Annotated in this window: 29 protein-coding genes; 18 read left to right on the top strand and 11 right to left on the bottom strand. The window is 53.3% G+C overall.

Features of this window, described 5'->3' with window-relative positions; all coding sequences use genetic code 11:
- Nucleotides 1-41: 41 nt before the first annotated feature.
- Entirely contained in the window at nucleotides 42-1,007 is a 966-nt protein-coding gene (locus tag PLD04_11985) for a LuxR C-terminal-related transcriptional regulator (GenBank protein ID HXK69053.1), read from the top strand.
- On the opposite strand, the gene hemG is transcribed toward PLD04_11985, so the two are convergent.
- Nucleotides 939-2,282, bottom strand: a complete 1,344-nt coding sequence (gene hemG, locus PLD04_11990) for a protoporphyrinogen oxidase (GenBank protein HXK69054.1) — start codon at nucleotides 2,280-2,282, stop codon at nucleotides 939-941. The genes PLD04_11985 and hemG overlap by 69 nt on opposite strands.
- Nucleotides 2,279-3,370, bottom strand: a complete 1,092-nt coding sequence (locus PLD04_11995; protein ID HXK69055.1) for an NAD(P)-dependent oxidoreductase — start codon at nucleotides 3,368-3,370, stop codon at nucleotides 2,279-2,281. The genes hemG and PLD04_11995 overlap by 4 nt, the downstream gene beginning before the upstream one ends.
- Before the next feature lie 105 nt (nucleotides 3,371-3,475).
- On the opposite strand from PLD04_11995, the gene arcC reads away from it, so the two are divergent.
- From arcC to PLD04_12080, 17 genes are all read left to right on the top strand, one after another.
- Entirely contained in the window at nucleotides 3,476-4,423 is a 948-nt protein-coding gene (arcC, locus tag PLD04_12000; GenBank protein ID HXK69056.1) for a carbamate kinase, read from the top strand.
- Nucleotides 4,420-5,331 (top strand): ornithine carbamoyltransferase, encoded by a 912-nt coding sequence (gene argF / locus PLD04_12005; GenBank protein ID HXK69057.1) that lies wholly within the window; start codon nucleotides 4,420-4,422, stop codon nucleotides 5,329-5,331. Before arcC ends, argF begins: the two co-directional genes overlap by 4 nt.
- A 67-nt stretch (nucleotides 5,332-5,398) precedes the next feature.
- Nucleotides 5,399-5,914, top strand: a complete 516-nt coding sequence (locus tag PLD04_12010; GenBank protein HXK69058.1) for a type II secretion system protein GspG — start codon at nucleotides 5,399-5,401, stop codon at nucleotides 5,912-5,914.
- On the top strand, nucleotides 5,915-7,231 hold the full coding sequence (locus PLD04_12015; protein ID HXK69059.1) for an ATP-binding protein: 1,317 nt from the start codon (nucleotides 5,915-5,917) through the stop codon (nucleotides 7,229-7,231).
- Nucleotides 7,224-8,609 carry a sigma-54 dependent transcriptional regulator gene (locus PLD04_12020; GenBank protein HXK69060.1) on the top strand — a complete coding sequence of 462 codons (1,386 nt, stop codon included), beginning with the start codon at nucleotides 7,224-7,226 and terminating at the stop codon, nucleotides 8,607-8,609. Before PLD04_12015 ends, PLD04_12020 begins: the two co-directional genes overlap by 8 nt.
- Nucleotides 8,596-9,558 (top strand): PhoH family protein, encoded by a 963-nt coding sequence (locus tag PLD04_12025; protein HXK69061.1) that lies wholly within the window; start codon nucleotides 8,596-8,598, stop codon nucleotides 9,556-9,558. Before PLD04_12020 ends, PLD04_12025 begins: the two co-directional genes overlap by 14 nt.
- Nucleotides 9,555-11,843 (top strand): HDIG domain-containing protein, encoded by a 2,289-nt coding sequence (locus PLD04_12030; protein HXK69062.1) that lies wholly within the window; start codon nucleotides 9,555-9,557, stop codon nucleotides 11,841-11,843. Before PLD04_12025 ends, PLD04_12030 begins: the two co-directional genes overlap by 4 nt.
- The gene (gene ybeY / locus PLD04_12035; protein ID HXK69063.1) at nucleotides 11,791-12,186 is read left to right on the top strand and encodes an rRNA maturation RNase YbeY; all 396 of its coding nucleotides are present in this window, start codon (nucleotides 11,791-11,793) and stop codon (nucleotides 12,184-12,186) included. Before PLD04_12030 ends, ybeY begins: the two co-directional genes overlap by 53 nt.
- Nucleotides 12,183-13,397, top strand: a complete 1,215-nt coding sequence (locus PLD04_12040) for a hemolysin family protein (GenBank protein ID HXK69064.1) — start codon at nucleotides 12,183-12,185, stop codon at nucleotides 13,395-13,397. The genes ybeY and PLD04_12040 overlap by 4 nt, the downstream gene beginning before the upstream one ends.
- A complete protein-coding gene (locus tag PLD04_12045; protein ID HXK69065.1) occupies nucleotides 13,366-13,656 on the top strand; it encodes a hypothetical protein in 291 nt (96 codons plus the stop codon). Before PLD04_12040 ends, PLD04_12045 begins: the two co-directional genes overlap by 32 nt.
- Before the next feature lie 10 nt (nucleotides 13,657-13,666).
- Entirely contained in the window at nucleotides 13,667-14,683 is a 1,017-nt protein-coding gene (locus PLD04_12050) for a GntG family PLP-dependent aldolase (protein ID HXK69066.1), read from the top strand.
- On the top strand, nucleotides 14,683-15,099 hold the full coding sequence (locus PLD04_12055; GenBank protein ID HXK69067.1) for a S24/S26 family peptidase: 417 nt from the start codon (nucleotides 14,683-14,685) through the stop codon (nucleotides 15,097-15,099). Before PLD04_12050 ends, PLD04_12055 begins: the two co-directional genes overlap by 1 nt.
- The gene (locus PLD04_12060) at nucleotides 15,080-16,012 is read left to right on the top strand and encodes a hypothetical protein (protein ID HXK69068.1); all 933 of its coding nucleotides are present in this window, start codon (nucleotides 15,080-15,082) and stop codon (nucleotides 16,010-16,012) included. The genes PLD04_12055 and PLD04_12060 overlap by 20 nt, the downstream gene beginning before the upstream one ends.
- Complete coding sequence (locus PLD04_12065) at nucleotides 15,976-16,248, top strand: PqqD family protein (GenBank protein HXK69069.1); 273 nt, start codon at nucleotides 15,976-15,978, stop codon at nucleotides 16,246-16,248. The genes PLD04_12060 and PLD04_12065 overlap by 37 nt, the downstream gene beginning before the upstream one ends.
- Entirely contained in the window at nucleotides 16,238-17,305 is a 1,068-nt protein-coding gene (locus tag PLD04_12070) for a radical SAM protein (GenBank protein ID HXK69070.1), read from the top strand. Before PLD04_12065 ends, PLD04_12070 begins: the two co-directional genes overlap by 11 nt.
- Nucleotides 17,302-17,427 carry a hypothetical protein gene (locus PLD04_12075; GenBank protein ID HXK69071.1) on the top strand — a complete coding sequence of 42 codons (126 nt, stop codon included), beginning with the start codon at nucleotides 17,302-17,304 and terminating at the stop codon, nucleotides 17,425-17,427. Before PLD04_12070 ends, PLD04_12075 begins: the two co-directional genes overlap by 4 nt.
- Nucleotides 17,428-17,432: 5 nt before the next feature.
- Complete coding sequence (locus tag PLD04_12080; GenBank protein HXK69072.1) at nucleotides 17,433-17,972, top strand: sigma-70 family RNA polymerase sigma factor; 540 nt, start codon at nucleotides 17,433-17,435, stop codon at nucleotides 17,970-17,972.
- Nucleotides 17,973-17,980: 8 nt separating this feature from the next.
- Here the strand turns inward: PLD04_12080 and PLD04_12085 are convergent, their stop codons facing one another.
- The 9 genes from PLD04_12085 to PLD04_12125 all read right to left on the bottom strand — a co-directional run bounded on the left by PLD04_12085 (nucleotide 17,981) and on the right by PLD04_12125 (nucleotide 24,924).
- Nucleotides 17,981-18,466, bottom strand: coding sequence for a superoxide dismutase [Ni] (locus PLD04_12085; GenBank protein ID HXK69073.1), 486 nt, complete (start codon nucleotides 18,464-18,466; stop codon nucleotides 17,981-17,983).
- Between the two features lie 44 nt (nucleotides 18,467-18,510).
- Nucleotides 18,511-18,822 (bottom strand): non-heme iron oxygenase ferredoxin subunit, encoded by a 312-nt coding sequence (locus PLD04_12090; protein ID HXK69074.1) that lies wholly within the window; start codon nucleotides 18,820-18,822, stop codon nucleotides 18,511-18,513.
- Nucleotides 18,812-19,213, bottom strand: coding sequence for an iron-sulfur cluster assembly scaffold protein (locus PLD04_12095; GenBank protein ID HXK69075.1), 402 nt, complete (start codon nucleotides 19,211-19,213; stop codon nucleotides 18,812-18,814). The genes PLD04_12090 and PLD04_12095 overlap by 11 nt, the downstream gene beginning before the upstream one ends.
- Entirely contained in the window at nucleotides 19,213-20,412 is a 1,200-nt protein-coding gene (locus PLD04_12100) for a SufS family cysteine desulfurase (protein ID HXK69076.1), read from the bottom strand. Before PLD04_12100 ends, PLD04_12095 begins: the two co-directional genes overlap by 1 nt.
- Nucleotides 20,402-21,451: a SufD family Fe-S cluster assembly protein gene (locus PLD04_12105; GenBank protein HXK69077.1), complete on the bottom strand. Its 1,050-nt coding sequence runs from the start codon at nucleotides 21,449-21,451 to the stop codon at nucleotides 20,402-20,404. Before PLD04_12105 ends, PLD04_12100 begins: the two co-directional genes overlap by 11 nt.
- Nucleotides 21,451-22,851, bottom strand: a complete 1,401-nt coding sequence (gene sufB, locus PLD04_12110) for a Fe-S cluster assembly protein SufB (GenBank protein HXK69078.1) — start codon at nucleotides 22,849-22,851, stop codon at nucleotides 21,451-21,453. The genes PLD04_12105 and sufB overlap by 1 nt, the downstream gene beginning before the upstream one ends.
- A complete protein-coding gene (gene sufC, locus PLD04_12115; GenBank protein HXK69079.1) occupies nucleotides 22,848-23,597 on the bottom strand; it encodes a Fe-S cluster assembly ATPase SufC in 750 nt (249 codons plus the stop codon). Before sufC ends, sufB begins: the two co-directional genes overlap by 4 nt.
- Nucleotides 23,594-23,998 (bottom strand): Rrf2 family transcriptional regulator, encoded by a 405-nt coding sequence (locus tag PLD04_12120; GenBank protein HXK69080.1) that lies wholly within the window; start codon nucleotides 23,996-23,998, stop codon nucleotides 23,594-23,596. The genes sufC and PLD04_12120 overlap by 4 nt, the downstream gene beginning before the upstream one ends.
- 194 nt (nucleotides 23,999-24,192) lie before the next feature.
- Nucleotides 24,193-24,924, bottom strand: a complete 732-nt coding sequence (locus tag PLD04_12125; protein HXK69081.1) for a Stp1/IreP family PP2C-type Ser/Thr phosphatase — start codon at nucleotides 24,922-24,924, stop codon at nucleotides 24,193-24,195.
- Between the last annotated feature and the right edge of the window lie 40 nt (nucleotides 24,925-24,964).

Here is a 24,964-nt window from a genome sequence, read left to right on the forward strand (position 1 = left end):
GCAAAAGAGGCTCCGTTCACCCGTGATATACTGAATGAGGCATGCCTTACTCCTACCTCTCCTTCATCTCGGGCGAGACACTCTACGATAATATCCGCTCCGAGGTTCAGGATCTGACCCGCTCCCTCTTTGCCTCACTCTCCCTGAGACGCATCGATCTCTATATCCGGGTCCATGTTCTCCAGCTCAACATCCTTTTCAGCCGTGTCCCCGGGAAGGACTGTACGGTCCAGAAGCTGGAGGATAATCCGAACTGGACGATTCCTGAGCCGGAGTGCAGAATTACAGGAGATGTGGAAAATCTTATCGATTATGACCTTCTCCTGACGCCTGAAAAAAATGTCCCATCCCGGAGAGAGCGGACTCTTTTGAAGCATCTGGTTTATAAGTCGCTGCAGTCGCTCTTCCTGCGGGAACAGCTCCTTTTTGCCCTGGTTCTGGAAGAGAATCAAAAAATTGCCCTGATCGTCTTTGGCCCGGGGGGTCAGATCCTTGCCGTGAATCGCCGGGGAGACCGGATCCTGGGGGAGCAGACAGAGGACCTTCTGGCTCTTCCCCTGGGAAACCGCAATTTTATTCCTTTCATCACTTACCTGTCTACCCTGGACGATCAGGTCCGGAATGAGAACCTCTATCTCACCTCCGGCCAGCAGTACGTGATCGACGTACTGAGCATCGATGATGCACTCCTGGGTCCGGTCCGAATGGTGATTCTCAGGGAAATGCTTCCCTTCGATCACGAAGCTCTCAGCGAACACCTGGACAAAATGGGGTTCACCCGCCGGGAGCAGGAAATTTCCTTTTATCTTCTCCGGGGTCTGACCAATGAACAGATTGCCGACATCATCGGAATCTCAGCCCTGACGGTAAAGGATCACCTCTCCCACGCCTACAAGAAGCTGGCCGTCAAGTCCAAGCATCAGTTTATCTGTAATCTCTTAGGAATGAAGCAGCCGGTCCATCAGAACGGAAGCATTTCCGATACAATCGGCAACGGATACGCCTGATAAAAGGTTTCCTGCAAATTCAAGGCCGGGGTGGGTCTTCCGCATTTCCTCCGCCCACCGGACCCTTTCCCCGTGTCCAATCGTGTACTGTGGAATGGCCCGGGGCCAATGCTTCATTCGGACAAAGGACGGATCTCCTGTAATGCCCAGCAGGGGGCGAAGGAAATCCATCGTGGTCGCCATGACCCGGTCGTCCTCCCAGTCCAGGACATCCATATGCATGCTGCCTCCCAGAAACGCGGTCAGGAGCACACGGTCTTCTGGAGCCCTGCCCGGGAACAGGGTGCTGGGGAAGAGGCAGCCCAGAATTGGTTTGTTGTAAAAGGGAGGCACCAGGAATCCAAATCCATCGAGGGGGTGTTTCACCGCATCCCTTGAAAACCCCATTCCCACCACAATGACACCTGCGTAGGGCATCGAGGACAGGGGCTCCGTTTCCCCCAATGGATCCAGGATTCTGGCAGCATCTTTTGCGTCGCCCGTGATGATCACCCGGTCTGCCTGATAGGTGCTTCCATTGTCAGAAATTATGGAGAACCCTTTTCCGTCCGTGTGGATCGACTGGACCGCGCAGCCATGGTGGAGATTGGACCCCAGGTAATTCCCCAGGGCATTGGGCAGGGCCCCCAGGCCTTCCCGGAAGGATAGAAGGCCGCCTGCCGGCTGGGGGCCTTTCCGTTTGGCCAGGGCGCCCCGGATGAGTCCCCCGTATTTTTCTTCCAGCGCATAGATTTTTCGCGTAGCCCAACGGACGGAGAGGCGGGATGCGTCTCCGGCGTAGACGCCGGATACGAAGGGACCCACGGCCCAGGTGAGAAACTCGGGTCCGAGACGCCTCGTCACGAATTCGGCAATGGTCTCTTCCCTTTCCGCCCGGCCGATGAAGGGTTCTGCCAGGAGGCGGAATTTGGCTTTCCAGGAAAAGACGGGCGTCGTGAGAAAACCGATCGGACCCCCCGGAAGAGGGACAAGCCGATCGTTTCTGAAGATAAACCGCTTTCTGGAAGTCTGCCCTGCGATGAGCTTTTCTTCCTCCAGTCCGACTTTTCGGATCAATTCGTCAATAGCGACGTTATTGTTGAGGACGGTATTGGGTCCAAGCTCAAGAAGGTACCCATCTTCCTTGAGGGTTTCGATGCTTCCCCCCGGCCGTTCCGACCGCTCCAGGACGGTAACCTTCTGATTCGCTTCGTGAAGCAGACAGCCGAGGGTCAGACCACTGATGCCCGCCCCGACGATCAGCGAAGAGAGAGGCCTGGATTCTTCATGGTTCACGAGAGGTCGAAATACTCCTTAATCCAGGGTTTGAGAGGCGTACCCAGGTGAATGTACGTCCCTGTATTGATTGCGGGCATCGAGACGAAGGCCTCTTCAAAACCGATCAGGGTCATCTTCTTCAGGTAGGGAAGAAGAGCTGCTGTCAGGGCGTGCGTTGCCGTACGCGGAACGTTGGATGACATGTTGGGCACACAGTAATGAATGATGTTTTCGAACTCGAAGGTTGGGGAGGAAAGCGTGGTTGGACGAGAAGTTTCCGATATGCCCCCGTGATCGATCGACATGTCAATGAGGATACTCTTGGGTCTCATCAGCTTGATCATATCCTGTGTGATCAGGACGGGAGCACGCTCTCCATGGACCGAAGCGGCTCCTATGACCACATCGGCAAAGGTCAGGGCACGTTTGATGTTGTACATGGTGGATGCCGCGGTGATAACCCGGCCATTGAAGGTGTCATAGAGAAATCGCATGGTCTCCGTATTGGTGTCCAGTACCATGACCTGGGCTCCCAGACCGGTGGCGGCTCGAGCGGCAGCACGCCCCGCCACGCCGCCTCCGAGGATGACCACGGAAGCGGAAGGGATTCCGGGGCCGCCGCCGAGAAGGACACCACGACCCCCTTCGGAATCCTGGAGAAGAAACTGGGCGACCGAGGCTGACAGCTGTCCTCCGATTTCACTCATGGCCCAGAGAATGGGAAAATTTCCTGAATGATCTTCGATAATTTCAAGACCCAGACAGGTGATTCGCTTTTCGATAAGTTTTTTGATTACGGCCTGTTTTGCCATGACCAGGATCCAGTAACATGCGACAATCTGCTCATCCTGCATGGCGTCGACTTCTTCTTCTGTCGGTGCAGAGATCTTCAGGACCAGTTGAGATCGACCCAGGGTCTCCTTGAAGTTATAACAGATGGTCGCTCCGGCTTCCCTGTACGCGTCATCGGGAAATCCGCTTCCGTTTCCAGCTCCGGTTTCGACACAGACACTGTGTCCGGCACGAACCATCGCTGCAACCCCCATGGGGGTCAATGCCACCCTGTTTTCATCTTTCTGGCGTTCTTTCAGTATGCCAATATTCATAGTTCCCCCTTCCGGCCAAGGATACCAGATTCATCAAGGATAGAAAAGGTCTGAGTATCTTAAAACAGGGACCATGTGAAAAAATGAATTTGATATAATGGCGCGATGATCGCCGTTATTGCGTTCGGAGGGAATGCCATGCTGCGCCCTGAGGACAAGGGCACGCACCTGGATCAGCTTGCCCGGGCCGAAGAGGCAGCACGACTGCTGGAACCTCTTCTGGCCAAGGGCTACCACCTGGTCGTGGTCCATGGAAATGGTCCGCAGGTGGGAAATATTCTGATCCAGATGGAAGCGGCATCCAATCAGATTCCTCCATCTCCTCTGGATGTATGCGATGCCATGACCGAAGGTTCCATGGGATACCTTCTTGAACTTGCCATCCACAATACCTTCCTGAAGGCCGGACGCTACGTGAGGGTTTCAACAGTCCTGACACCGGTTGCCGTCAGTGGGGACGATCCAGCCTTCCGCCATCCGACCAAGCCTGTCGGTCCCTTCTACACCATGTTCCGGGCTCATCAACTGATGAAGGAAATGGGTTGGCAAATGGTAGAAGATTCCGGAAGGGGGTGGAGGAAGGTGGTTCCCTCTCCAAAGCCCCGGGAAGTCATGAACATGGATGTCATTCGTCAGAGTCTCAAAACCCAGGATGTTATCATTGCCGGGGGAGGGGGCGGGATCCCTGTGATCCTGGAACCTGATGGCTCCTGGAAGGGAACCGAAGCTGTGATTGACAAGGATTACACGGCATCACTCATCGCAAGAGAGCTCTGTGCTGACCTTTTTATTATCCTGACCGGTGTACCCCGTGTCTACGATCACTTTGGAACGCCGCAGGAACGCCCACTGGACAGGATTAACCTTGCCAAGGCACGGACCATGATCGAAGAAGGCCAGTTTCCCCCGGGATCGATGGGTCCCAAGATTCAATCCGCCATCCAGTTTGTCGAAGCCACGGAGCGGGAAGTTCTGATCACTTCCGCCGAAGCCCTGACCGAAGCGATGAAGGGCGAAAGCGGCACCTATATCGTTAAGGAGATCCAACCATGACTCAACACATGATCTGTCTCAGTGACTGGTCCACCGATGAAATCAATCACATCCTCCAGCTTGCCGCCACCGTAAAACAATACCCCGGCCGCTACAGCGGAGCCCTGTCGGGGAAAACCCTGGCCATGCTCTTTGAAAAACCTTCCACGCGGACTCGTATTTCGTTTACGCAGGCCATGGTGCAGACCGGAGGATTTCCCCTCTATCTCTCAGCGTCCGATCTTCAGCTTGGCCGCGGGGAAACCATCGCCGATACGGCGAAAGTCCTGTCGCGGTATGTGCAGGCCATCATGGCCCGGACCTTCGCCCATTCCACAGTTGAGGAACTGGCCCGTTTTGCCACAATTCCTGTGATCAATGGATTAACCGATCAGTATCATCCCTGCCAGGCCCTTGCGGACGCCCAGACCATTCAGGAGCGATTCGGAACTCTCAAGGGTCTGACCCTTGCCTACGTAGGTGATGGAAACAACGTGGCCCATTCTCTCATGATGGTCGGAGCCAAAACCGGCATGAATGTGGTCGTGATTTCCCCGGATAACTTTCAGCCTGACCCTCATGTCGTTCGTATCGCGAAGGAGGCTGCCCAGGAAACCGGAGCCGTAATTTCTGTAACCAGCGATCTCCAGGCCGTTCGAGGAGCCAACGTCGTCTATACGGACACCTGGGTGTCCATGGGACAGGATACCGAGCGGGAAGCCCGTTTAAAGGTGTTCACGCCTTATCAGGTAAACCGCGATGTCATGGCGATGGCCGATCCCAAAGCGATCTTCCTCCACTGCCTGCCCTGCCATAGAGGAGAAGAAGTCTCCGCCGAAGTCATTGACGGTCCGCAGTCCGCCATCTTTGACGAAGCCGAAAACCGTCTTCACGCCCAGAAAGCCGTTTTAGTCCATCTCTTATCCTGATGGCACCGACCCCGTTGCGGGTTGAGTTGCCAGGAAATCCGAAGTCGGACTATAATAGTTTTGGCCCATGAAATCGAGCCGAAAGGGAGGGATTACCCTCATTGAACTCGTAGTTGTTGTTACCGTGATCGCCATTCTGACCATGGTGGCTGTCAGTGCGGTTCTGTATGGACTCAAGGAGGCCCGCCAGAAGGTGAGCATGGGGGAACTTCAGGAAGTCGCCCGGGCTCTCGAACTCTACCAGGTGGACAACGACGGATATCCTCCCCTGGGTGTTCCCCCCGTCGCCATCGCCGCTCTGGAACCCTATCTGGTGCCAGCCTATATCCAGTCTCTACCGGAGCATGATCCATGGGGTCATACCTATATCTATTCCAGGGCAACCCCGATGGAAGGCGCATGGCGTGTGGAACCGGGTGGTGGAAAGTTGAACACCACCTATTTTCTCCTCTGTTCCGGTATGGACGGAGCTGTCGAGAACGATCTCAGCACGCTCTTTCCAGGGATACCCACCGAAGAACCCCTTGACAAATACGATGAGGATATCGTCATCAGTCAGGCTTCCTTTATTCACCTTCCCTGAATGTGGATCCGCTCTCGGCTTTCTTTACTCTTTCTCACACTTTTCCTGATTTATCTGGCCCTTGCCCTGATCTTCATCAGAATTTATCAAAACTATGAAAGCAGTCAGACGGCAGTGTACTTTATCAACATGGCGCGGTATGAGGTGCAGCATTACCTTCGTGATCTGCAGGGAGGCATAAAAAGTGTTGATGTTCTGCTGGAGCACAGGAACCGCATGATCTTTATTGCGAATTCAAGCCATGGCCTCACGGAAGAAACGCGGATAAAACTCTTTTCCTTTGGATCGAGAGATTTGGGTCCCGAAGATCCGGATCTGGTCCTGGACCTGCAAAACTTTCAGAATGACCTCTCCTCAACCCTGATCACCATGGAACACAGGCTCGCTGCGAGCGCAATGGTCTGGCCCACGGCCATGGGTGTGATTCTGATCCTTGTTGTGGGCGGAACTCTGATTGCCATCTACTCCATCAACCAGAGTATTCATATTCCTATTGTACGACTGGCGCAACGAGCGGAAGCCATCGGAAGGGGAAACCTTTCGGAACCTGTGGAAGTGGGTCGGGAGGATGAAATCGGTCTGATGGCGAGAGCCGTGGAGGCCATGAGGCTGGATCTTCTTCGACTGATCAGTGATCTGGACGAAGCGAACCGAAAAATGAAGGACCAGGAAAAGATGGCCTCGCTGGGTGAAATGAGTGCGGCCGTCGCCCATTCCATAAGAAATCCTCTTGCCGCGATCCGTTCTTCCGCACAGCTTGCCGCACGGACGGAACGGTCCGAGGCCCTGGACGACATTATCCGGGAAGTGGATATTCTGAGTGAACGCCTGACGATCCTGCTCCATACGGTTCACCCGGGCTCCGATGTTCCGGAATCCGATCTGGAACAGGTCGTCCGGGCCGTTCTTCCATCCCTTGATCGACTATTCAGTTCCAGGGCCATTCTCTATCAGGTGGATGTTCAATCCGGGCTCAAAGTGGAAATTCCTCCATCCCTGCTTGAATTGAGCCTTATGACTCTCCTGGAAAATGCCAGCGAAGCATCTTCCCCTGGAGGGGTTGTTCGTCTGGCAGCAGGTTTTCAGGATGGATCTGTTCTGATCGAGGTCCACGACAGGGGAAAGGGAATGGATTCGGAAAAACTCAGGCAGCTCTTTGTGCCTTTTACCTCAAGAAAACCCGGTGGGGCCGGAATTGGGCTCTCTCTGACACGAAAGATCATCGAATCCTACGGTGGCTCTATTCGCGTCGAAAGTGAGGTTTCCAGGGGTACATGTGTATGGCTGACCCTTCCGGGAAAGGAATGTCATGCGTGATGTCCTGTTGATTGAGGATGAAGAAGTTCTTGGAAAGAATCTACAGAAATTTCTTGAGATGGAAGGATGGAACCCAACACTGGCTCGAACCGGTAAGGAGGGGATTATCCATTTTTCCGCCTCTCATCCTCAGGTCGTTCTTCTCGACCTGAACCTTCCCGATATCCATGGACTGGATGTTCTGAAAAATATCCGCCGACTCGATGGTTCCATACCCGTATTGATATTGACCGCCTATGGGTCAATTGAAAGCGTCGTTTCAACTATGCGGGAAGGAGCGACGGATTATCTGACCAAACCGATTGATCTGGATACCCTGGCGATGACCCTTGAGCGTGCGGTGGAGTCGTACAGGATGAAAATTCAGCTCTCCTATTACCGTCGCTCCCGGGGCTTTTCCGAGCAGATCGAGGTCATCGGGTCATCACCTGCAAGTCAGGAATTCCGGTCGAATATTCAGAAAATTCTTCAGATCCTTCAACACCAGGGCAGGGACCACAATCTTGTCATCGTCGGGGAGACCGGTTCCGGAAAGACCTTTACGGCAAGATCGATTTTTCATATGAGCCCCAAAAAGGACGGGCCCTTTGTCGAAGCCTACTGTCCTAACCTTCCGGAGGAGGATCCGCTTCTTGAAATCCTGGGGTCCGACGGAGAGCAACCTCTCCTGGGACTTGTGGAAATTGCCGCAGGCGGTGCACTGTTGCTGGATGGGATCGATCACCTTCCTCCTTCAGCCCAGGTCAGACTTCGACCGTTGCTGGAAGAGAGGCGATACCGGAAGCGGGGAGGAGGCAGAGAATTTCAAACGTCCCTCTTTTTTATTTCGACCATCTCTGCAACCTCGCTTGAAAACGAAGATCCGTCCCTGTGGGATCCATCCTTTCGCGAGACAGCTTCACAAATTGTTCTCAGGGTCCCTGCATTGAGGGAAAGATCGGAGGATATCCTCGAATTGATGGATATCTTTTCTTCCCATCTGGCGGTTCGGCACCGGGTCCGGATGAAATCGTTCACATCCTCAGCCCAGACCTATCTGCTCCAGTACCCCTGGCCGGGGAATATTTTAGAATTGAAAAATTTTATCGAGCGGGTTTACATGTTATGTGAGCAGACAGTCCTGGATCGGGATGATTTGAAGTCTCATCTTCCCATGGCCATGGAATCTTTTTCCCTGACGCTTCCCCCGGAGGGTATCAGTGTTCCTCTGATGGAACAGGATCTTATTCGACAGGCTCTTCAAAGGAGCGGGAATCGATTTCGGGAAGCTGCGAGACTGTTGCATCTTACCCCCGGCCAGCTACAGGCAAAAATGAGGTCTTATCAGATGCAGACACCCAGAGAAAGCACCGGAGACATGATCGATGACGAATCGTGAACATCATCTGCAGATTTCCCTACCCGCTTCGGTTCAGCGGACCCTCTTTGGAAGCCATGACCGCCATCTCGTCAAGATGGAAAAAACCTTCCAGGTCAAAATATCCGCCCGGGGAGGAAAGGTCACCCTGCGGGGAAAAGAGGAAAACGTCGCCCTTGTGGGGCGAATTCTCATGGAGCTGAGCGATTTGATGGAGTCGGGTCATCCGCTGAATGGAGCCGATATCGAAAACAGTATCGACATGGCTTCCCATAACCACGGAGCATCCCTCACAGAGTTCTTTTCAGAGGGGGAAGTTCAACCTTCTATCATGCGCTTCGTTCAACCCAGAAGTCCGAAGCAGAAATTGTATCTGGAAGCCATCAAGGACGATGACATGGTCATCGCCATTGGTCCCGCAGGTACCGGAAAAACCTATCTGGCCGTAGGCATGGCGTGTGCGTACCTGATGGAACATAAGGTACGTCGGATTATTCTGACCCGACCTGCTGTCGAAGCCGGGGAAAAGCTGGGATTTCTTCCCGGTGATATCGCGGCCAAGGTCGATCCATTTCTGCGTCCGCTCTACGATGCCCTCTACGATATGCTGGGGTACGACAAAGTCACACAGCTCATCAAAAAGGGTGTCATCGAAATCGCTCCGATTGCCTTCATGAGGGGAAGAACCCTGAATGAAGCCTTTATCATCCTTGATGAAGCACAGAACACGACGACGGAACAGATGAAGATGTTTCTGACCCGGATGGGCTTCTCATCGAAGGTTGTGGTTACGGGCGATATCACGCAGATCGATCTTCCTCCAGGAAAGCGTTCCGGCCTGAAGGAGGCAAAATGGATTCTCGATGGCGTGGATGGTATCATGATCGTAGAAATGGACGAGCGAGATGTGGTGAGACATCCCCTGGTGCAGGAAATTATCACAGCCTATGAGAGGGCGGAAGATTCATGAAGTCAAAGTCCCTCACATGGGCCAGCCTGGAGCGGACCCGTACCATCTGGAAAGGTCTTCTGGAACGGTACTGGGTCTGGGCGATTCTTTTCGCTGCGGCCGTTGTCCTGTTGAATATGCCTTCGCTGGGGATTCGCTGGCAGGATATGCGGGAGGGAGAAGTATCGACGGAGGATATCGTACTTCCCATCGATATCCAGGTAGAAGATGTCGAAGCTACCGAGGCCCGTCTTGAGGAGGCACGAAAATCGGTAAAGCCGGTATTTGACTACAACCCCTTTATGGCATCCTCCATTGTGGATCACATATCCACCTTTTTCTCCCTTAATCGTGCGGAGTTGAGCCGGGGCGCAGAACCGATTCGAGGAGGGGGGGATATCGTTCTGAAGGATGACACCTTTGCCTTCTGTGTGGAAAAGAAATTTTCCCAGGATCTGGAAGAGACGTTAAATGCTCTGATTCCAAAGATCTATCGAAATCCGATCGTTGCCAACAAAATCTTTCTCATGAGCCTTCACTCCACAGGATATGTTGAGCAGACGATTACATCCTCACGGGAAACGGAAACCTTTGACGTCTTCAATCCGAAGGGGTATCCCGAGGAAGTTGAGGAATTTCTCCTGACGGAACTCCAGGCCGTCCGGGGGTACACCCGCAAAGATAAAGGGCTGATGAAACAGCTCCTTCTCGATAATATCCAGCCAAACCTGACCTATAACGCGCTGGAAACGCAGAGGCGAAGGGAAGCTGCGGCATCCCGAATCCATACCATCGTGAGAAACTACCCGGCCGGATCCATCCTGGTCCGTCGAGGTGAGCGGTTTGAGCGCGAAGATCTTCAGGTTCTGGAAGTTTTACGGCAGCAGCAGCGGATGGGAACTCACTGGACTCACCAGATTGGAGTTTTCTTCTATGCTCTGCTCGCCATCATCTTCTTCATCGTCGTGGTCCGGCTCAGAAAGGTCACATTGTACGGTCAGAGCCCGGATATGACCCTGGGTGTCACCTTCATTCTCTCCATTCTTTTTCTCTGCCTTGTCAAGGTGCTTGCGGCCTTTGGTGTCCGGCTTTCCCTCTCGTTCACTTCATTTCCCTTTGATCAGAAAACACTCTATCTTTATGCCATTCCCTTTCCTCTGGGTGCCTTTATCATTCAGCTTTTGAGCGGATACCCTCTGGTTGTGGCTTTTTCTCTTGTTTTTGCCCACTTTGCCTCCATGATCGCGGGAAATTACTCTATCTTTTTCCCCTATGTTCTTGCGGGGTCTCTGGCTGTGGCCATCTCTCTTCAGCGGATACGGACCCGATCGGATGTGACCAAGGCGGGGATTCTTGCCGGCGGGGTGAATGTGATGATCGTCGTGATCCAGGCTCTCACCTCGCAGACCGTCTCCGGTGTGAGCAGTCTCTTTTTCACGATTCTCTTTGCCTTCGGTGGAGGTATCCTCACGGCCATCCTGGTCAGTTTTCTCTCTCCGATCATCGAAACCATCTTTGGAGTCACGACCGATCTGCGCCTCATGGAACTCTCGAATGCCACACACCCCGTCCTGCGACAGCTGGCAATCTCTGCGCCCGGAACCTATATCCATTCCTTCAACATGGCCCTTCTTGCCGAGCGGGCTGCGGAAATAATCGGAGCCAATCCCCTGATCGTCCGGGTGGCCTGTCTCTTTCACGATATCGGAAAGATTAAACAGCCGCAATATTTTATTGAAAATCAGAAGGGTGATAATCCCCATCACCAGCTGCAGCCTGGAATGAGCAGGATGGTTCTCAGGAACCACGTACTCAAGGGTGTCGAGATCGCCAAACAGTACCGGCTGCCCCAGGTGGTTATCGATGCCATCCGCCAGCACCATGGAAAAAAATTGATGACCTATTTTTATGAGGCTGCGAAGGAGCGAGAGCAATCTTCCGTTGAAGATACAGACTATCGATATCCCGGGCCGATACCCCAGACCAAGGAAATGGGAATCCTGCTTCTTGCGGATGCCGTGGAAGCTTCGGCTCGAAGTCTGGATGAACCTTCTCCCGGGAAGTTCCGAAATGTGGTTCAAACGATTATCCAGCGAAGCATAGAAGATGGTCAGCTGGTCGAGTGTCCAATTACGCTGGATGATATGAGGCAGATTACCCAGTCGTTTTCAGAAACCCTGACATCGATGCACCATAACCGCATTGCCTATCCGGGGTATTCTTTTGATGAAGATCAAAAAGAAAAGGAACAGAATGGAAATCACAGTACTGAAGCGAAGACCCTTCAAGACCCCGAATCCCGGTAAGATCCGAGGATGGGTCTTCACTGCATTGAGTCGGATTGGAAAGAAATACAGCGGGGCAGGCTTACTCTTTTGCGGCCCCAGGACCATGGTGGCCTACCAGAAAGCGTATCGAGGAAAGGATGTTGTCACCGATGTTCTCTCTTTTCCCGGTGAAGAAGGATATCTTGGCGACATAGTGGTTTGCGTGGATCAGGTCAGACGTCAGGCAGAAGAATCGAACGTCGAATTTGAAGCGGAACTGCAAGCCATGGTCGTTCATGGTGTTCTGCACTGTGCCGGGTTTGATCACGAAAAGGACAGAGGGGAAATGATGAAGCTGCAGAGGGAGATTCTGAAATCATGAAACCTGCCTGGCTCTATGTTTTTCTGGCTATCTATTCCCTGTTTCATTTTTTTGGACATACTCTGCAGCGTGTCAACCTGTTGAAATGGAAACACCTGTTGGAAAAATACCCGCAAAGGTTCACCGTCGTCGCCCGTCTGGGAGAAAATGTGAACCTTATCAAGGCCGTCATTGATCTTTACCGCTTTGTTTTTTTTGCCGCTGCGATGATCTTTGCCGTCAGTCTTCTAGGTGTTCGGGATGCGGCAATTGGTACAGCAGTCTATTTTCTAATCATTACATTTGTCACCGGTCTTTTTCTGAGGGGAGAAGGTGCAGAGAAAGCCCTTCTCTTTCTCTTTCCCCTCATGAAAATCTTCCTCGTCCCCCTCTTTCCCTTCATATCCGCAGCGAGCCATGACAAAATCGACCTGGATCAGGAGGAGGAGCCGACCGATGAAGAAGTCAGCGCCTATATCACCCTTGGGAAAGATGAGGGATTTATCGAGCCCATGGAAGAGGAGCTGATTCAATCGGTTGTGGCCTTTTCCGATACGCTGGTCCGCGAGGTCATGACGCCAAGGACCGATATGGTCGTAGCCAAAGCGGATGACTCATGGAATGATCTGGTGCGGGCCTTTATGACCTCCCGCCATTCCAGAATTCCTGTCATTGGTGAAAATCTGGACGATGTCCTGGGAGTAGTGCACGTCAAGGATTGTCTGGAAATTGTATATGGAAACCAGATGGATAAGCCGTTACAGACCATTATCCGCAACCCATGGTTTGTGCCCGAGACAAAGAGGCTCTTTGATCTTTTGACTGAGATGCGGGAGTCCCATCAACATATGGCCATCGTCGTGGATGAATATGGGGGCACCGCGGGTCTCGTGACCCTGGAAGATCTCCTTGAGGAGATCGTAGGCGACATCGCCGACGAGCATGAAGATGATGAGAGCGAAGTGGTTGAATTATCCTCGGGAGTGTTCAGCCTGGACGGGAAAGCCCACGTTGACGTTCTGGATGACCTTTTCGATCTTTCGATTGAGGACGCGAGCTACGATACGATCGGCGGACTGCTCGTCACAGTCCTGGGACAGGTTCCGGAACCCGGAGCGGTTCATGTCCATCGAGGTATACGTTTTGAAGTCACCGATTCGGATAACCGTCGAGTCCGAAGGGTGACGGTTTCCCGCGCAAATGGAGGAGTCGGGTCATCTGCTGAACCGTGAGGCTTCCTTTACCCTGATTCAGGTGGAGACACATGACAGTGCGGTTTCTCCAGGGGAGCCCAGAAGATTCCACTTCGACAGCCGATGGTGGACCGTAAGCCGGATTCTGGATCGCTGGTACGAAGGAAGTATTGATCCGGAGCGCCCCTATCTTCTTTATGTGAAGGTCGAAGCGGGTGGAGAGACGTTCCTCCTTCGTTATCTGCCCTATTTTCAGCGCTGGCAGGGATTGCTTCTCCCGAATGAGGGCGGTGTATAATGGACGTTCCATGATCGACCTTCGTTCCGATACTGTAACCCGGCCCACCAGGGCAATGCGCCTTGCCATGATGAACGCAGAGGTGGGGGACGATGTCTATGAAGAAGATCCCACTATTGGCAAGCTGGAATCCTCCGTCGCCGACCTTCTGGGAAAAGAAGCCGCCATCTTTGTTCCCACGGGAAGCATGGGGAATCAGATTGCCGTTCATATCCATGCCTCTTCTGGTGACGAAGTCATCCTTGAAGCGAAGAGCCATATCTATAACTTTGAAATGGGAGCCATGGCGGCCCTTACCGGAGCGGTACCGAGGATTCTCCCGGGGGAGGGCGGTCTTCCCGATCCCGAAGCCGTAAAGAAGGCAATCCTTCCCCCTCTTACCTATCGATCGAAAACGGCATTGATCGCTTTAGAAAACACACACAACCTGCACGGGGGAAGAATCCTGCCACAGAAAGGTGTTTCTGCTGTTCTTCAAGTAGCCCGTGAGAATAATCTTCCCACTCATCTTGATGGAGCACGTCTCTGGCACACCGCAAAAGCACTGAATGTCCCGGAGTCCGATCTGGCGCAGGGATTCGATTCGGTCATGGTGTGCCTGTCCAAGGGATTATGCGCTCCGATTGGCAGCGTACTGTGCGGCTCTCGCACCTTTATTGCAAAGGCGAGACGTGTCCGAAAGATGTTCGGAGGTGGAATGAGACAGGTCGGAATCCTGGGAGCCGCAGGGCTGGAGGCGCTTGCTATGCGCGACCGGCTGGGGGAAGACCATGAGAAAGCGCTGCGCGCGGCCCGTCGCCTGGCTGCTCTCCCGGGAATCAGCCTGGATCTGGATTCTGTGGAAACGAATATCCTGGTCTTTACCCTGGATCACCCCCTGGGGCCCGATGTTTTTCAGCGGAAATCCATCGAGAAAGGTGTCCTTCTTTCACGACTCGGAGATACCTTCCGGCTGGTGACCCACCATGATGTTTCCTTCGAAGAGGTGGAACGGGCGGTTGACATTCTGGAGGAGATATTGAGATAATGTCTCGAATGGAACACGCGCATCGTGAGGCACTTCAGAATGTTCTGATAGAATCCACAACGGGCTCTTTCCGGGTGAAGGTGTCAGGGGAGAGCATGGTTCCGTCCCTTCGGGATGGGGATAATGTTCTGGTTCGAAAGTCCTGGCTCTATCTTCCGGGAGATATTCTGGCCTTTCTCCAGGGGGATCAGATCATTCTCCACAGGCTCCTTGGATGGAATTTTATCTCCGGGCACTGGTCATGGATTGCCAAGGGAGACAACCGATCCGCACTGGATCGACCCTTTCGTAGAGCATCCGTTGTGGGCAAGGTAGTTCAAATTGAGCGGGACCAGCATACCTGGAAGGAATCGGGTATTGCACGGTTGGGCCACTGGCTTGCAAGCCTTCGTCACTATGTCTCTTCCCGGATTTAACGCTTGCCTCATCGATCGGCCGGGCATTCCGTCCGATCTCTGGAGTTCATCAAGTCAGCCTGCGGGAGATGAGACCTTTGAGCTCCAGGTCTACGATCTTACCTTTCGGTTACGGGGTATCCCTTCGGAGGTACTTCCCCATCTGGATCGTCTCCGCATGGGGCCCAGTGAGATTCCTTCACGCCGATATCTGGATATTGATGCGATCCAAAGCCCTCATCCGCAGTTCAACAGCCCGGAGCTGACCGGACTGACCTATACGATCAACTTTGATGTCGGCGAGGATGCAATCACCTTTTTCGGCTATTACTTTGCCGCCAGGTTCTTCCTGAATGCGAAAACGTTTCAGCTCTTTCTTGCTCCGTCGGACCCGGAAACCCTGGCCCGGGATGTGGAAAACTTTCTCCGAGTGTCCACAAGCCTCTACCTGCAGTTTGAACAGGTGTTCCTCTTTCACTCTTCCGCCGTATGCACGGGGGACCACACCTTTGGCTTTTTCGGACCCCACGCCGCGGGCAAGTCGACGATCGCCCTCCTGGCCCCGGAAGGGACCCTGGTCCTTGGCGATGACCTGAACGCCCTTGTCGTGAAATCAGCTAGAGTACATATCATTTCCGTACCGTTCCCGTCTGAGGTGACAACCCTTCGGCCGATCGTGGATCGGCCGGTTACCGCACTCTTCCGGCTGGTTCAGAGTCCGGAATTTGGTTTCAAAGCTCTGTCTCACTCCCGGAAGTTCGCGGCCCTGATCGGTTCGATGCCCGTTTTGAACAAGATGCCGGATTGTATGCCCCTCCTGAAAGCATCGATCGAGACCCTCATCGATACCGTTCCTATCTGTGAGCTTCACTTTTCCAAGCGAAAGGAGATCTATCCATGGATCGAGGCAAACCTGCACTCCATGCCCAGGTAAGATATACCACAGTCAAAGATGAAGGTATTCTCATTGCCCAGGACGAAGGCGAAGTCCATATCGTCTCCGAAGTGGCGGCCTTCCTTCTTCCTCTTCTCGACGGCTCCCTGACGGTCGAGTCCCTGATTGAAAAGGTCGTAGACGCTTACGAAGTGGATGGCGGAACCGCCCGGAATGACGTGACCGCCTTTTTGGATGCCCTCGAGACAAAGAACCTGCTGACCTATGTCCCGTAGCCTCAACGAAGTTGTCTCCAGGGCCTGGGAGAATCACGTCCTCCTGAGCCTGATGCTGGAGCTTACCTACGCGTGCGAACTCAAATGCCAGTTCTGCTACAACGACCGAAAACGACGGGGCCGGATTCTTACCTTCGGCAAATATGAGGAAATCCTGAAGGATGCCCGTGACCTCGGATGCCTCTACCTGACGCTCACGGGGGGCGAGCCCACCCTCAGCAAGGACTTTTTCCGGATCGGGGCCCTGGCAAAGGTACTTCGATATGCCGTAAGGATCAAGACCCATGGATCGTTCATGGATTCGTCCCTCATTGAGCGGATAAAGAAGGAAGTCGATCCCGTGGGTCTGGATGTTTCCATACACGGAGACAATGCTGAAACTCACGATGAACTCACTCAAATTCCGGGTTCTTTCAACCGGCTTCTCCGCCATCTCCAGCTTTTCAGCGAGAGCGGTCTGAGTGTCACCCTGCGGTGCCCGATTACCCGCCTGAACCAGGATCAGATCGAGGGGATCCTGGAGATCGGGGACCGCCACGGCATGCGGGTGAAGTTCAGTCCGGAGATCACCTATCGGGACGACGGAGATCGATCACCCAGAAACCTGGCACCGGATAGAGAAAGCGTTAACCGCTACTATCAAATTATGCGACAGAGGGCTTCACGTGGCATCGAGTTTGTTGATGAAGAGTCGACCGATGAGAACCGGGAAAACCTGACGACCCGTTATAACTGCGGCGCGGGAACGGGAAGCCTGACGATCGACCCTTACGGGGAGGTTCTGCCCTGTGTGGCATGGCGGAGGGGGCTGGGAAATATCCGGGAAACCTCCTTGAGGGAGATCTGGGCCAGCTCGCTGGAACTGGCCCGGGTCCGAAGGGACAATGAAGCCGCCCGAAAGTTTCACGTGGATCATCAAGATAAGATCGGGGGTATCGTTTACTGCCCTGGGAGGGCAGAGCAGGAAAGCGGAAGCCCCTTGACTTTATATGAGGATGCCGTTACAATGTCCGTTGCCGTGCGAGCGGCGAACCCGTCAGAGGAGGAAGTGTCATGAAAAAGAAAGACTATGTGAAGCCTGAGATTATCCATACAGAACCCATCGAGGGAATCGCGGGTGCCTGTGGTGGTGGAAAAGCCCATTCCGGCACCTGCCAGGCTGGCCCGATCGCATCCTGACCTGAATGCCGCGTGGGGGAAGAGATGATTCCCCGGATGATCCGTCTCTCGATGACCTGCTACCGGAGATTTACAGGTTCGCCCTCTACCTCACCGGTGATCCCCACGACGCAGAGGATGTAACCCAGAACGTCTGCTTCAAATTTCTCAAGTACCGAAAATCCTACGACCCCCGAAAAGGGGGTCTTAAAGTTTATCTTCAGCGCCTGACCGTCAATGAATCCAACACCCTCTTTTCGCGAAAGAAGAAGAAAATTCCAGAGGATTACCCTGTGTGGGAGTCCGAACCGGAATCCCGCATCAATGAGCGTATGGAGGAACGAAACACCGCAGCCGTGATTCTCTCTCTCCTGGTGGACCTCACCGAGAGGGAGCGGGAAGTGTTCGTCATGCGGGAGGTCATGGATATGGACTACCCGTTAATTGCGGAAGTCCTGCAGGTATCTCCCGTAACTGTGCGAAGGTTTTACAGCCTGGCCCGGCAGAAGCTGAAAGAGTTACTTCTGACCCGGTTTCCCGAATACCGGCATTTGATGAACGAGTAGCCTGACGCTCAGTGACCGGCGTGGGCATCCTCCTTCAGATAGGAAGCCCGAAAGCTCTTCAGCAGATTCTTCAGGTCCGCCACGGGATCGGGATCTGTCGTCTGCTTGGCCTTCATGGCGGCCACGATGATTTTGTGCAGTAGGGAGAGCTGGTCCTGGTAGATTTTGACGGCGGCAGGATCCTCGGTTGCGGGAACCTTGATCCGCTGGGCCAGGAAGTACTCGGCCGCCGTATCCTGAATCTTTTGGGCGTGATCTTCCTTGGTCTGAACCCAGCGGACAATCTGGTTGTAGTTGGGAGATTCGGCCTTGCTCAGATCGCTGATCTGCATCATGGCTTTTTCAATCGTGGCAATGTCTTCTGCCATGAGATCCAGGCGAAGTGCATCGCCGTAGATCCCGCAGGGTACCTGGCAGTGAGCCATGCCTGCTGCGGGAAGAAAAACCAATATCCATGCTGCAGTGATAAGAAGTACTTTTGATTGAATTGACATAAAACCTCCTGAGATAAAAGATGGGGGGTGATGTGAGGGAGAGATTAGAAAAAATCACTCTCGATATAAATTTCATCTCCTTCAACTGAGACAGTAAACGATTCAATGGGTGAAACGGCGGGAAGGGAGAGAGCGTTTCCCGTTCGGATATCGAATCGTGCGCCGTGGTAGGGGCATTCCACCTCGGTACCTTCCATAATCCCGTCTGCGAGGGATGCATCGGCATGGGAACAGGTATCGGAAACGGCATAGAAGGTTCCCTCGATGTTGGCTATTAAAACGGGTTCTCCATCAACCTGGAACCGGTGCTTGGAACCGGGAGGAACGTCCGTAATACTGCATACCTTATGTTTCATCGATCGACCCTCCTTCCTGTCCCAGGTGTTTCACCAACGCCATCTTAAGAATCTTATACGCCAGGAGAGCGCACTTCAATCGTACCGGACCGAGGGGTATCCCGAGAATCCCCAGCATCTCCTCTTTAGACATCGCAAGGATTTCTCGGGCCGGACGGTTCATGATCTCAGCACAGAGCATATCCGCCGCCGCCTGAGAGATGGCACATCCATGGCCGTGAAAGGTACACGCGCGGATCAGGCCCTCGGAATCAATTTCCAGGTCAAGCGTAAGGTCGTCTCCACAAAGAGGATTGGCATCGTGCTGACGAACCGTGGGACAGGTAAGCTCCCCCTTGTGCCGGGGGTGCTGATAGTGGTCCATAATTGTCTCACGATAGAGGGGATCCATCAGGCCGCTCCAAGAAAGAGACGTCGAACGTTCTTCAATCCTTCTTCCAATCGTTCGAGATCTTCAATGGTGTTATAGCAGCCCATGCTGATTCGAGCGGTTGCCTGGATGCCCAGGTGATCGTGAAGGGGCTGGGCGCAATGGTGTCCGGCCCGTATGCAGATGCCATCGTGCCCGAGAGCTCCTGCGATATCGTGGGGATGTACCCCCTCAAGAGTGAACGCAAGGACACCGGTTCGATTGTCCGGCCCGGGGCCGTAAAGAGTAATTCCGGGCAGGGGGGAAAGGCGGTTCCATGCATTTTGAATCAGACGATGTTCATGAGATCGAATCTCTTGTAGTCCGATGGTTGTAACATAATCAAGGGCGGAGGCCAATCCGACTGCCTGGGCGATAGGAGGAGTTCCGGCTTCAAATTTATAAGGGGGAGAGGCGAATGTGGTTCGATCGACATGGACCTCGGCAATCATCTCTCCTCCAAAGAGAAAGGGAGGGAGATCCTCCAGAAGATCGTGTCGACCATAGAGGACACCAATGCCTGTGGGACCATAGATCTTGTGGCCGGAAAAGGCAAAGAAGTCGACTTCCAGGTCGCGGACATTCACCTCCATATGGGCAATCGCCTGGGCTCCGTCCACGACCAGAAGGGCTCCGTGTTCATGAACCAGCCTTGCCAGGTCCCGTATGGGCATTGTCGATCCCAGGACATTGGAAACCATTGTACAGGCCAGGACTTTGGCTCCCTTGACCAGGGCCTGTTCGACCTGCTTCAAAGGGAGTGTGCCGTTTTGGTCAACGGAGAGCACCGTGAATGGGTTTCCATTCTGCAGGGCCAGCTGCTGCCACGGTACGAAGTTGGAATGGTGCTCCGCCACGGTAACGGCAACGCCGTCTCCCGGTTGCAGATGGTGACGGATAAGGCTCGATGCGACAAGGTTCAGAGCTTCAGTTGTGGATCGAACAAAGATGGTTTCCTCCGGATTCGCACCCAGAAATGCAGCGGCCGTCGATCGAGCCGCTTCATATCGCTCCGTCGCAGCTTCAGAGAGCGGGTACACACCCCGATGAACGTTCGCATAGGTTGTTTCGTAGAATTCACGCTCAGCATCAAGGACGACGAAGGGTTTCTGAGTGGAGGCTCCACTGTCGAGATAAACCAGGGAAGAGTCTCGGAATGCGGGAAAGTCTTCACGCCACATTCGAATCTCCTTTGTAGTTTCCCCGCGCCAGGACGGGAGCAAGAAATCCTTCCACCAGGAACTCCTCGGCCTGCTGGCGGGTCAATCCGCGGGACTGAAGATAGAACAATGCGGCTTCATCAACACTCCCTACCGTGGCACCATGGCCGGCTTTCACGTCATCGGTGTCGATCATGAGTTTCGGAATGGAATCGGCGCGGCTGCGTTCGGAAAGAAGCAGATGCCGGGATGTAAAGTACGTATCTGAACCGGGGCTCGTACGGGGAATGGAGGTTAAACCGTGGTGAAGACTGTACCCTCGTTCGTAGACCACGCCACGACCCTCAATCCTTGAACGACAGGATGGGCTGGTGTGATCTGCTCCAAGAAGTGCATCGACGTGACCACGTCCCCGTACCACGTCAATGAAGAGAGTATCCAAATCCGCATGGTCTCCCGCAAGGGTGGATGTCTCTTCATATTTGAAGAGTTGATGAGTTTCGAGAAATGTGGTCAGTTTCAGCGATGCACCGGAATTCAGACGATTGTGCGCTACTGAAAACGCAGTTCCTGAGGGAGTCCACTGTCGGCGGAATGTGAGGGAAGAGTCCGATCCGAGATGAAGGAAGGAAGCTGCAAGAAGTTGGCCGTTTTCTCCCCCGCTCAGTGACTCACTCAGAACCACACGGCTGCCCTCACCGATCAGCACAACGCATCGCATGGCATGGTATTGCCCGGATGGGACCGAAAGAGAGATCTCCACAGGTTTCTCCGGCGATAATCCAGATTCAACGATCAGGACGTATCCAATCCTCGCTTCCGCATGAATCAGGGCGGAGAGCCCGGATTCCGAAAGTCTGTCTGATGGGATACCGGTGCTTCGGCCGGAGAGGAACTTCAGGCCTTCCTTGAGAGGCAGTACGTGAATGCCGGAAACTTCCGCCCCGGTTGCATGGAATGTGAATTCGCGGGACAGCTCCTCCGGATGCGGAAGGGTGAATCGATCCGGCCGGGTTCTACGCCACAGTTCATTGGCAGGATGGGGAAGTTGATATGTCATCAGCCTACGCTCCCTTCCATCTGTAACTGGATCAGCCGGTTCATTTCAACGGCATATTCCATCGGAAGTTCCCGCACGATCGATTCCACAAATCCCGATACAATCATGGCCCGGGCCTCTTCTTCGGGAATTCCCCGGGAAGCCAGGTAAAAGAGCTGGTCTTCCGACACTTTGCTGACACTGGCTTCATGCTCCACATAGGATGTAGAATTGCCGACCTCCATATAGGGAAAGGTGTCCGAAGAACTGCTCGGGTCCAGGATCAGGGCGTCACATTGGACATTAACCCGTGAACCTGATGCTTCCGGATGGATCTTGACGAGCCCCCGATAAGAGGAGCGACCTCCATGAAGACTTACCGATTTTGAGGTGATGGTGGATGTCGTATCCGGGGCCACGTGGGTCACTTTGGCTCCGGCATCCTGATGCTGGTTCTTTCCGGCCATGGCCAGAGAGAGGATGTCCGCTCTGGATCCGCGGCCTTTGAGAATTACAGCAGGATACTTCATGGTTGTTTTACTTCCCAGGTTGCCGTCCACCCAGATCATGGTCGCATCCTCCTCGGCCACGGCACGCTTGGTGACAAGGTTATAGACATTGGAGGACCAGTTCTGGATTGTGGTGTACTGAACACGTGCACCCTTTTGAACGATGATTTCGACCACGGCAGAGTGAAGAGAATCTCGAGAGTAGATCGGAGCCGTGCACCCCTCCACATAGTGGACACTGGATCCCTCACCGGCAATGATCAAGGTCCGTTCAAACTGTCCCATGGCCTCGGCATTGATTCTGAAATAGGCCTGCAGGGGCACGTCGATGTGAACACCCGCCGGAACATAGATAAAAGATCCTCCGCTCCAGACCGCTGAATTCAGGGCGGCGAATTTATTGTCTTCGGGTGGAATGACCGACCCGAAGTATTTCCGGAACAGGTCCGGGTGTTCGCGAAGGGCTGAATCGGTATCCAGAAAGATAACGCCCTGCTCTTCCCACGACGCCTTCAGGTTATGGTACACAACTTCGGATTCGTACTGGGCTCCGACGCCTGCGAGAAATTTTTTTTCAGCTTCCGGAATGCCCAGCCGGTCAAAGGTTTCTTTGATTTCCTCGGGAACTTCTTCCCAGGTATGCTTTTGCCCGGATGGCTTGATGTAATAGTGGATTGCATCAAACTCGATCGAGGAGAGGTCGGCTCCCCACGTGGGCATAGGCTTGGAATGAAAAATGTCAAGAGCCCGAAGTCTGAAATTGAGCATCCACTCGGGTTCGGCTTTTCTCTTTGATATTTCGATGACGGTGTCGCGGGTGAGTCCGGGACGGGATTTAAACTCATATCGTTCCGGAACGTGAAATCCGTATTTGTATTCGTCGGTTACGAGAAGATCATCGCGTGTCGTCATGAGGCCGCCTCGATCTCCGCATAGCCCCCCTGCTCCAGGGTTTCGACCAGATCCTCTCCTCCAGAACGGACAATTCGTCCTTCCTTCATGATATGGACACGATCGGGCCGGATCAGGGAGAGGATTCTCTGATAATGAGTAATGATCAGGAAAGACCGAGCATCGTCTCTGAGGGAGTTTACGACGGTGGAAACACTTTTCAGGGCATCAATATCCAGTCCGGAATCGATCTCATCCAAGATCACGACACGGGGACGAAGCATTCCAAGCTGCAGGATTTCTGCCTTCTTTTTCTCTCCTCCGGAGAATCCCTCATTGGTCTCCCGAGAAATCATGTCCGCAGGAATGGCCGCAAGGTCTCGAAGTGCGTGAATATTCTGGAAAAGTGATTTTGAAGTCGGATAGGCATCCGGTCCCAGCACACAACCGGTGGACTTCTTGATGAGGCTCAGGAGTGAAATTCCGGGAAGAGAAACGGGATGCTGAAAACTTAAAAACAGGCCAAGCCGGGCGCGCTCGTCCGTGGAAAGCTCAAGAATGCTGGATCCGTGGAAGAGGATATCGCCTCCCTCAAATTCGTAAGCTGGATTGCCCATGATGACATTGGCCAGCGTACTCTTTCCGGATCCGTTCGGTCCCATGATTGCGTGAACTTCACCGGGAGGAAGTTCGAGATCGACACCCTTCAAAATGGATTTTCCTTCGATGCCGGCCTTTACGCCGGAAAGGGATAATAGCTGAATCATGAATGTCCTCCTAGATCATATAAAGTTGTTCGGGAAAGGCTGTTTACCATCTGCTCTTTCAGGTCTGACCAGTAGATATGGGCATCGCAGTCCTGAACATGGTCACAAACGTGAGAACGCTCTGCACAGCTGACGAGGTTGAGCGGTCCCTCAAAGATCTGGACGATATCCCACAGAGTGATGCCCCGGGTTTCTTTTCTCAGGGTCACACCTCCCCCGGCTCCCTTTGTGGTTTTCACGATCTCGTTCCTCGCGAGCTGATGCACGATGTTGGCCAGAAAACGACGGGATATGTTCAGCGATTCTGATGCCTCACGAACGTTCCACTGGCGGTCGGGTTGCCGCGCAAGGTTTGTAAGGAAGAGAAGAGCGTAGTCGGTTGCCTTCGACAGTTGCAGCATAAATCATTCTCCTTCTACAATATCTGTAATACCATAAACATAATGATATTATATTCTATTCCCTGAAACATAGATCCATTTCCTGCCCGCATCGAGGGTGCATTTCAGTCTGATGAAAAGGATTTCGAAAACTGGAAAAATTAGAAGGCTATGGTTATTTTAATAGTGGAGAAGCAGGTCACACCCAAAAAATGTTATCGAATTTTTGCAAGAATGACGGAAATATTGTCCGAACCGTCCCGTTCATTGGCACTATGGACCAGGGACTCAGCAAAGGATTCAAGGTCGTTGTGGTTTTCATTCAGGAGGTCTTCAATTTCTTCGTCACTGAATCCCTGATGAAATCCGTCCGTACAGAGAAGAAAGAGATCACCGGAAGCGACACTGCCTTCAAAAAGATCGGCTTCAATGGTGGGCTGACCGCCGATGGAACGGGTCAGGATATGACGCAACTTTGAATGCCGTGAATCTTCCTTTGACAGAAGGCCCATCTGAACCTGGAGCTGAACAAACGAATGGTCGTCGGTAATCTGAATCAATTCTCCCTGGCGAAGGAGGTAGGTGCGCGAATCTCCTACGTTGACAACGTGATACCCACGATTGGAAAGGAGAAGGCAGGTTATTGTCGAACCCATTCCCTGCCTGGCTGTGCTTTCCTGACTGTCTCTGTAAATGATATCGTTTGACCGTTCGATCAATGCCATGAGACGCTTCCCGGGGTCGAGATCCTCGAACTCATCGAGACCTTTGGTGAAGATGTCCACGATAAGATTGGAGGCAACCTCTCCCGCCTGGTGTCCGCCCATCCCATCTGCAACGAGGGCAAAGGCATGGTCGGCGTCATAAATGAGACTGTCTTCGTTATGTCCTCGTTTTTTGCCGACATCGGTGTGACCGGCGAAGGTTACGTCGTAGGGTAGTCCCATGGAGCATAGCATACATAAAATCGATGTGGATTGCAAAGTG

Source organism: Thermoanaerobaculia bacterium (genome assembly GCA_035593605.1).
Lineage (GTDB): Bacteria > Acidobacteriota > Thermoanaerobaculia > UBA2201 > DAOSWS01 > DAOSWS01.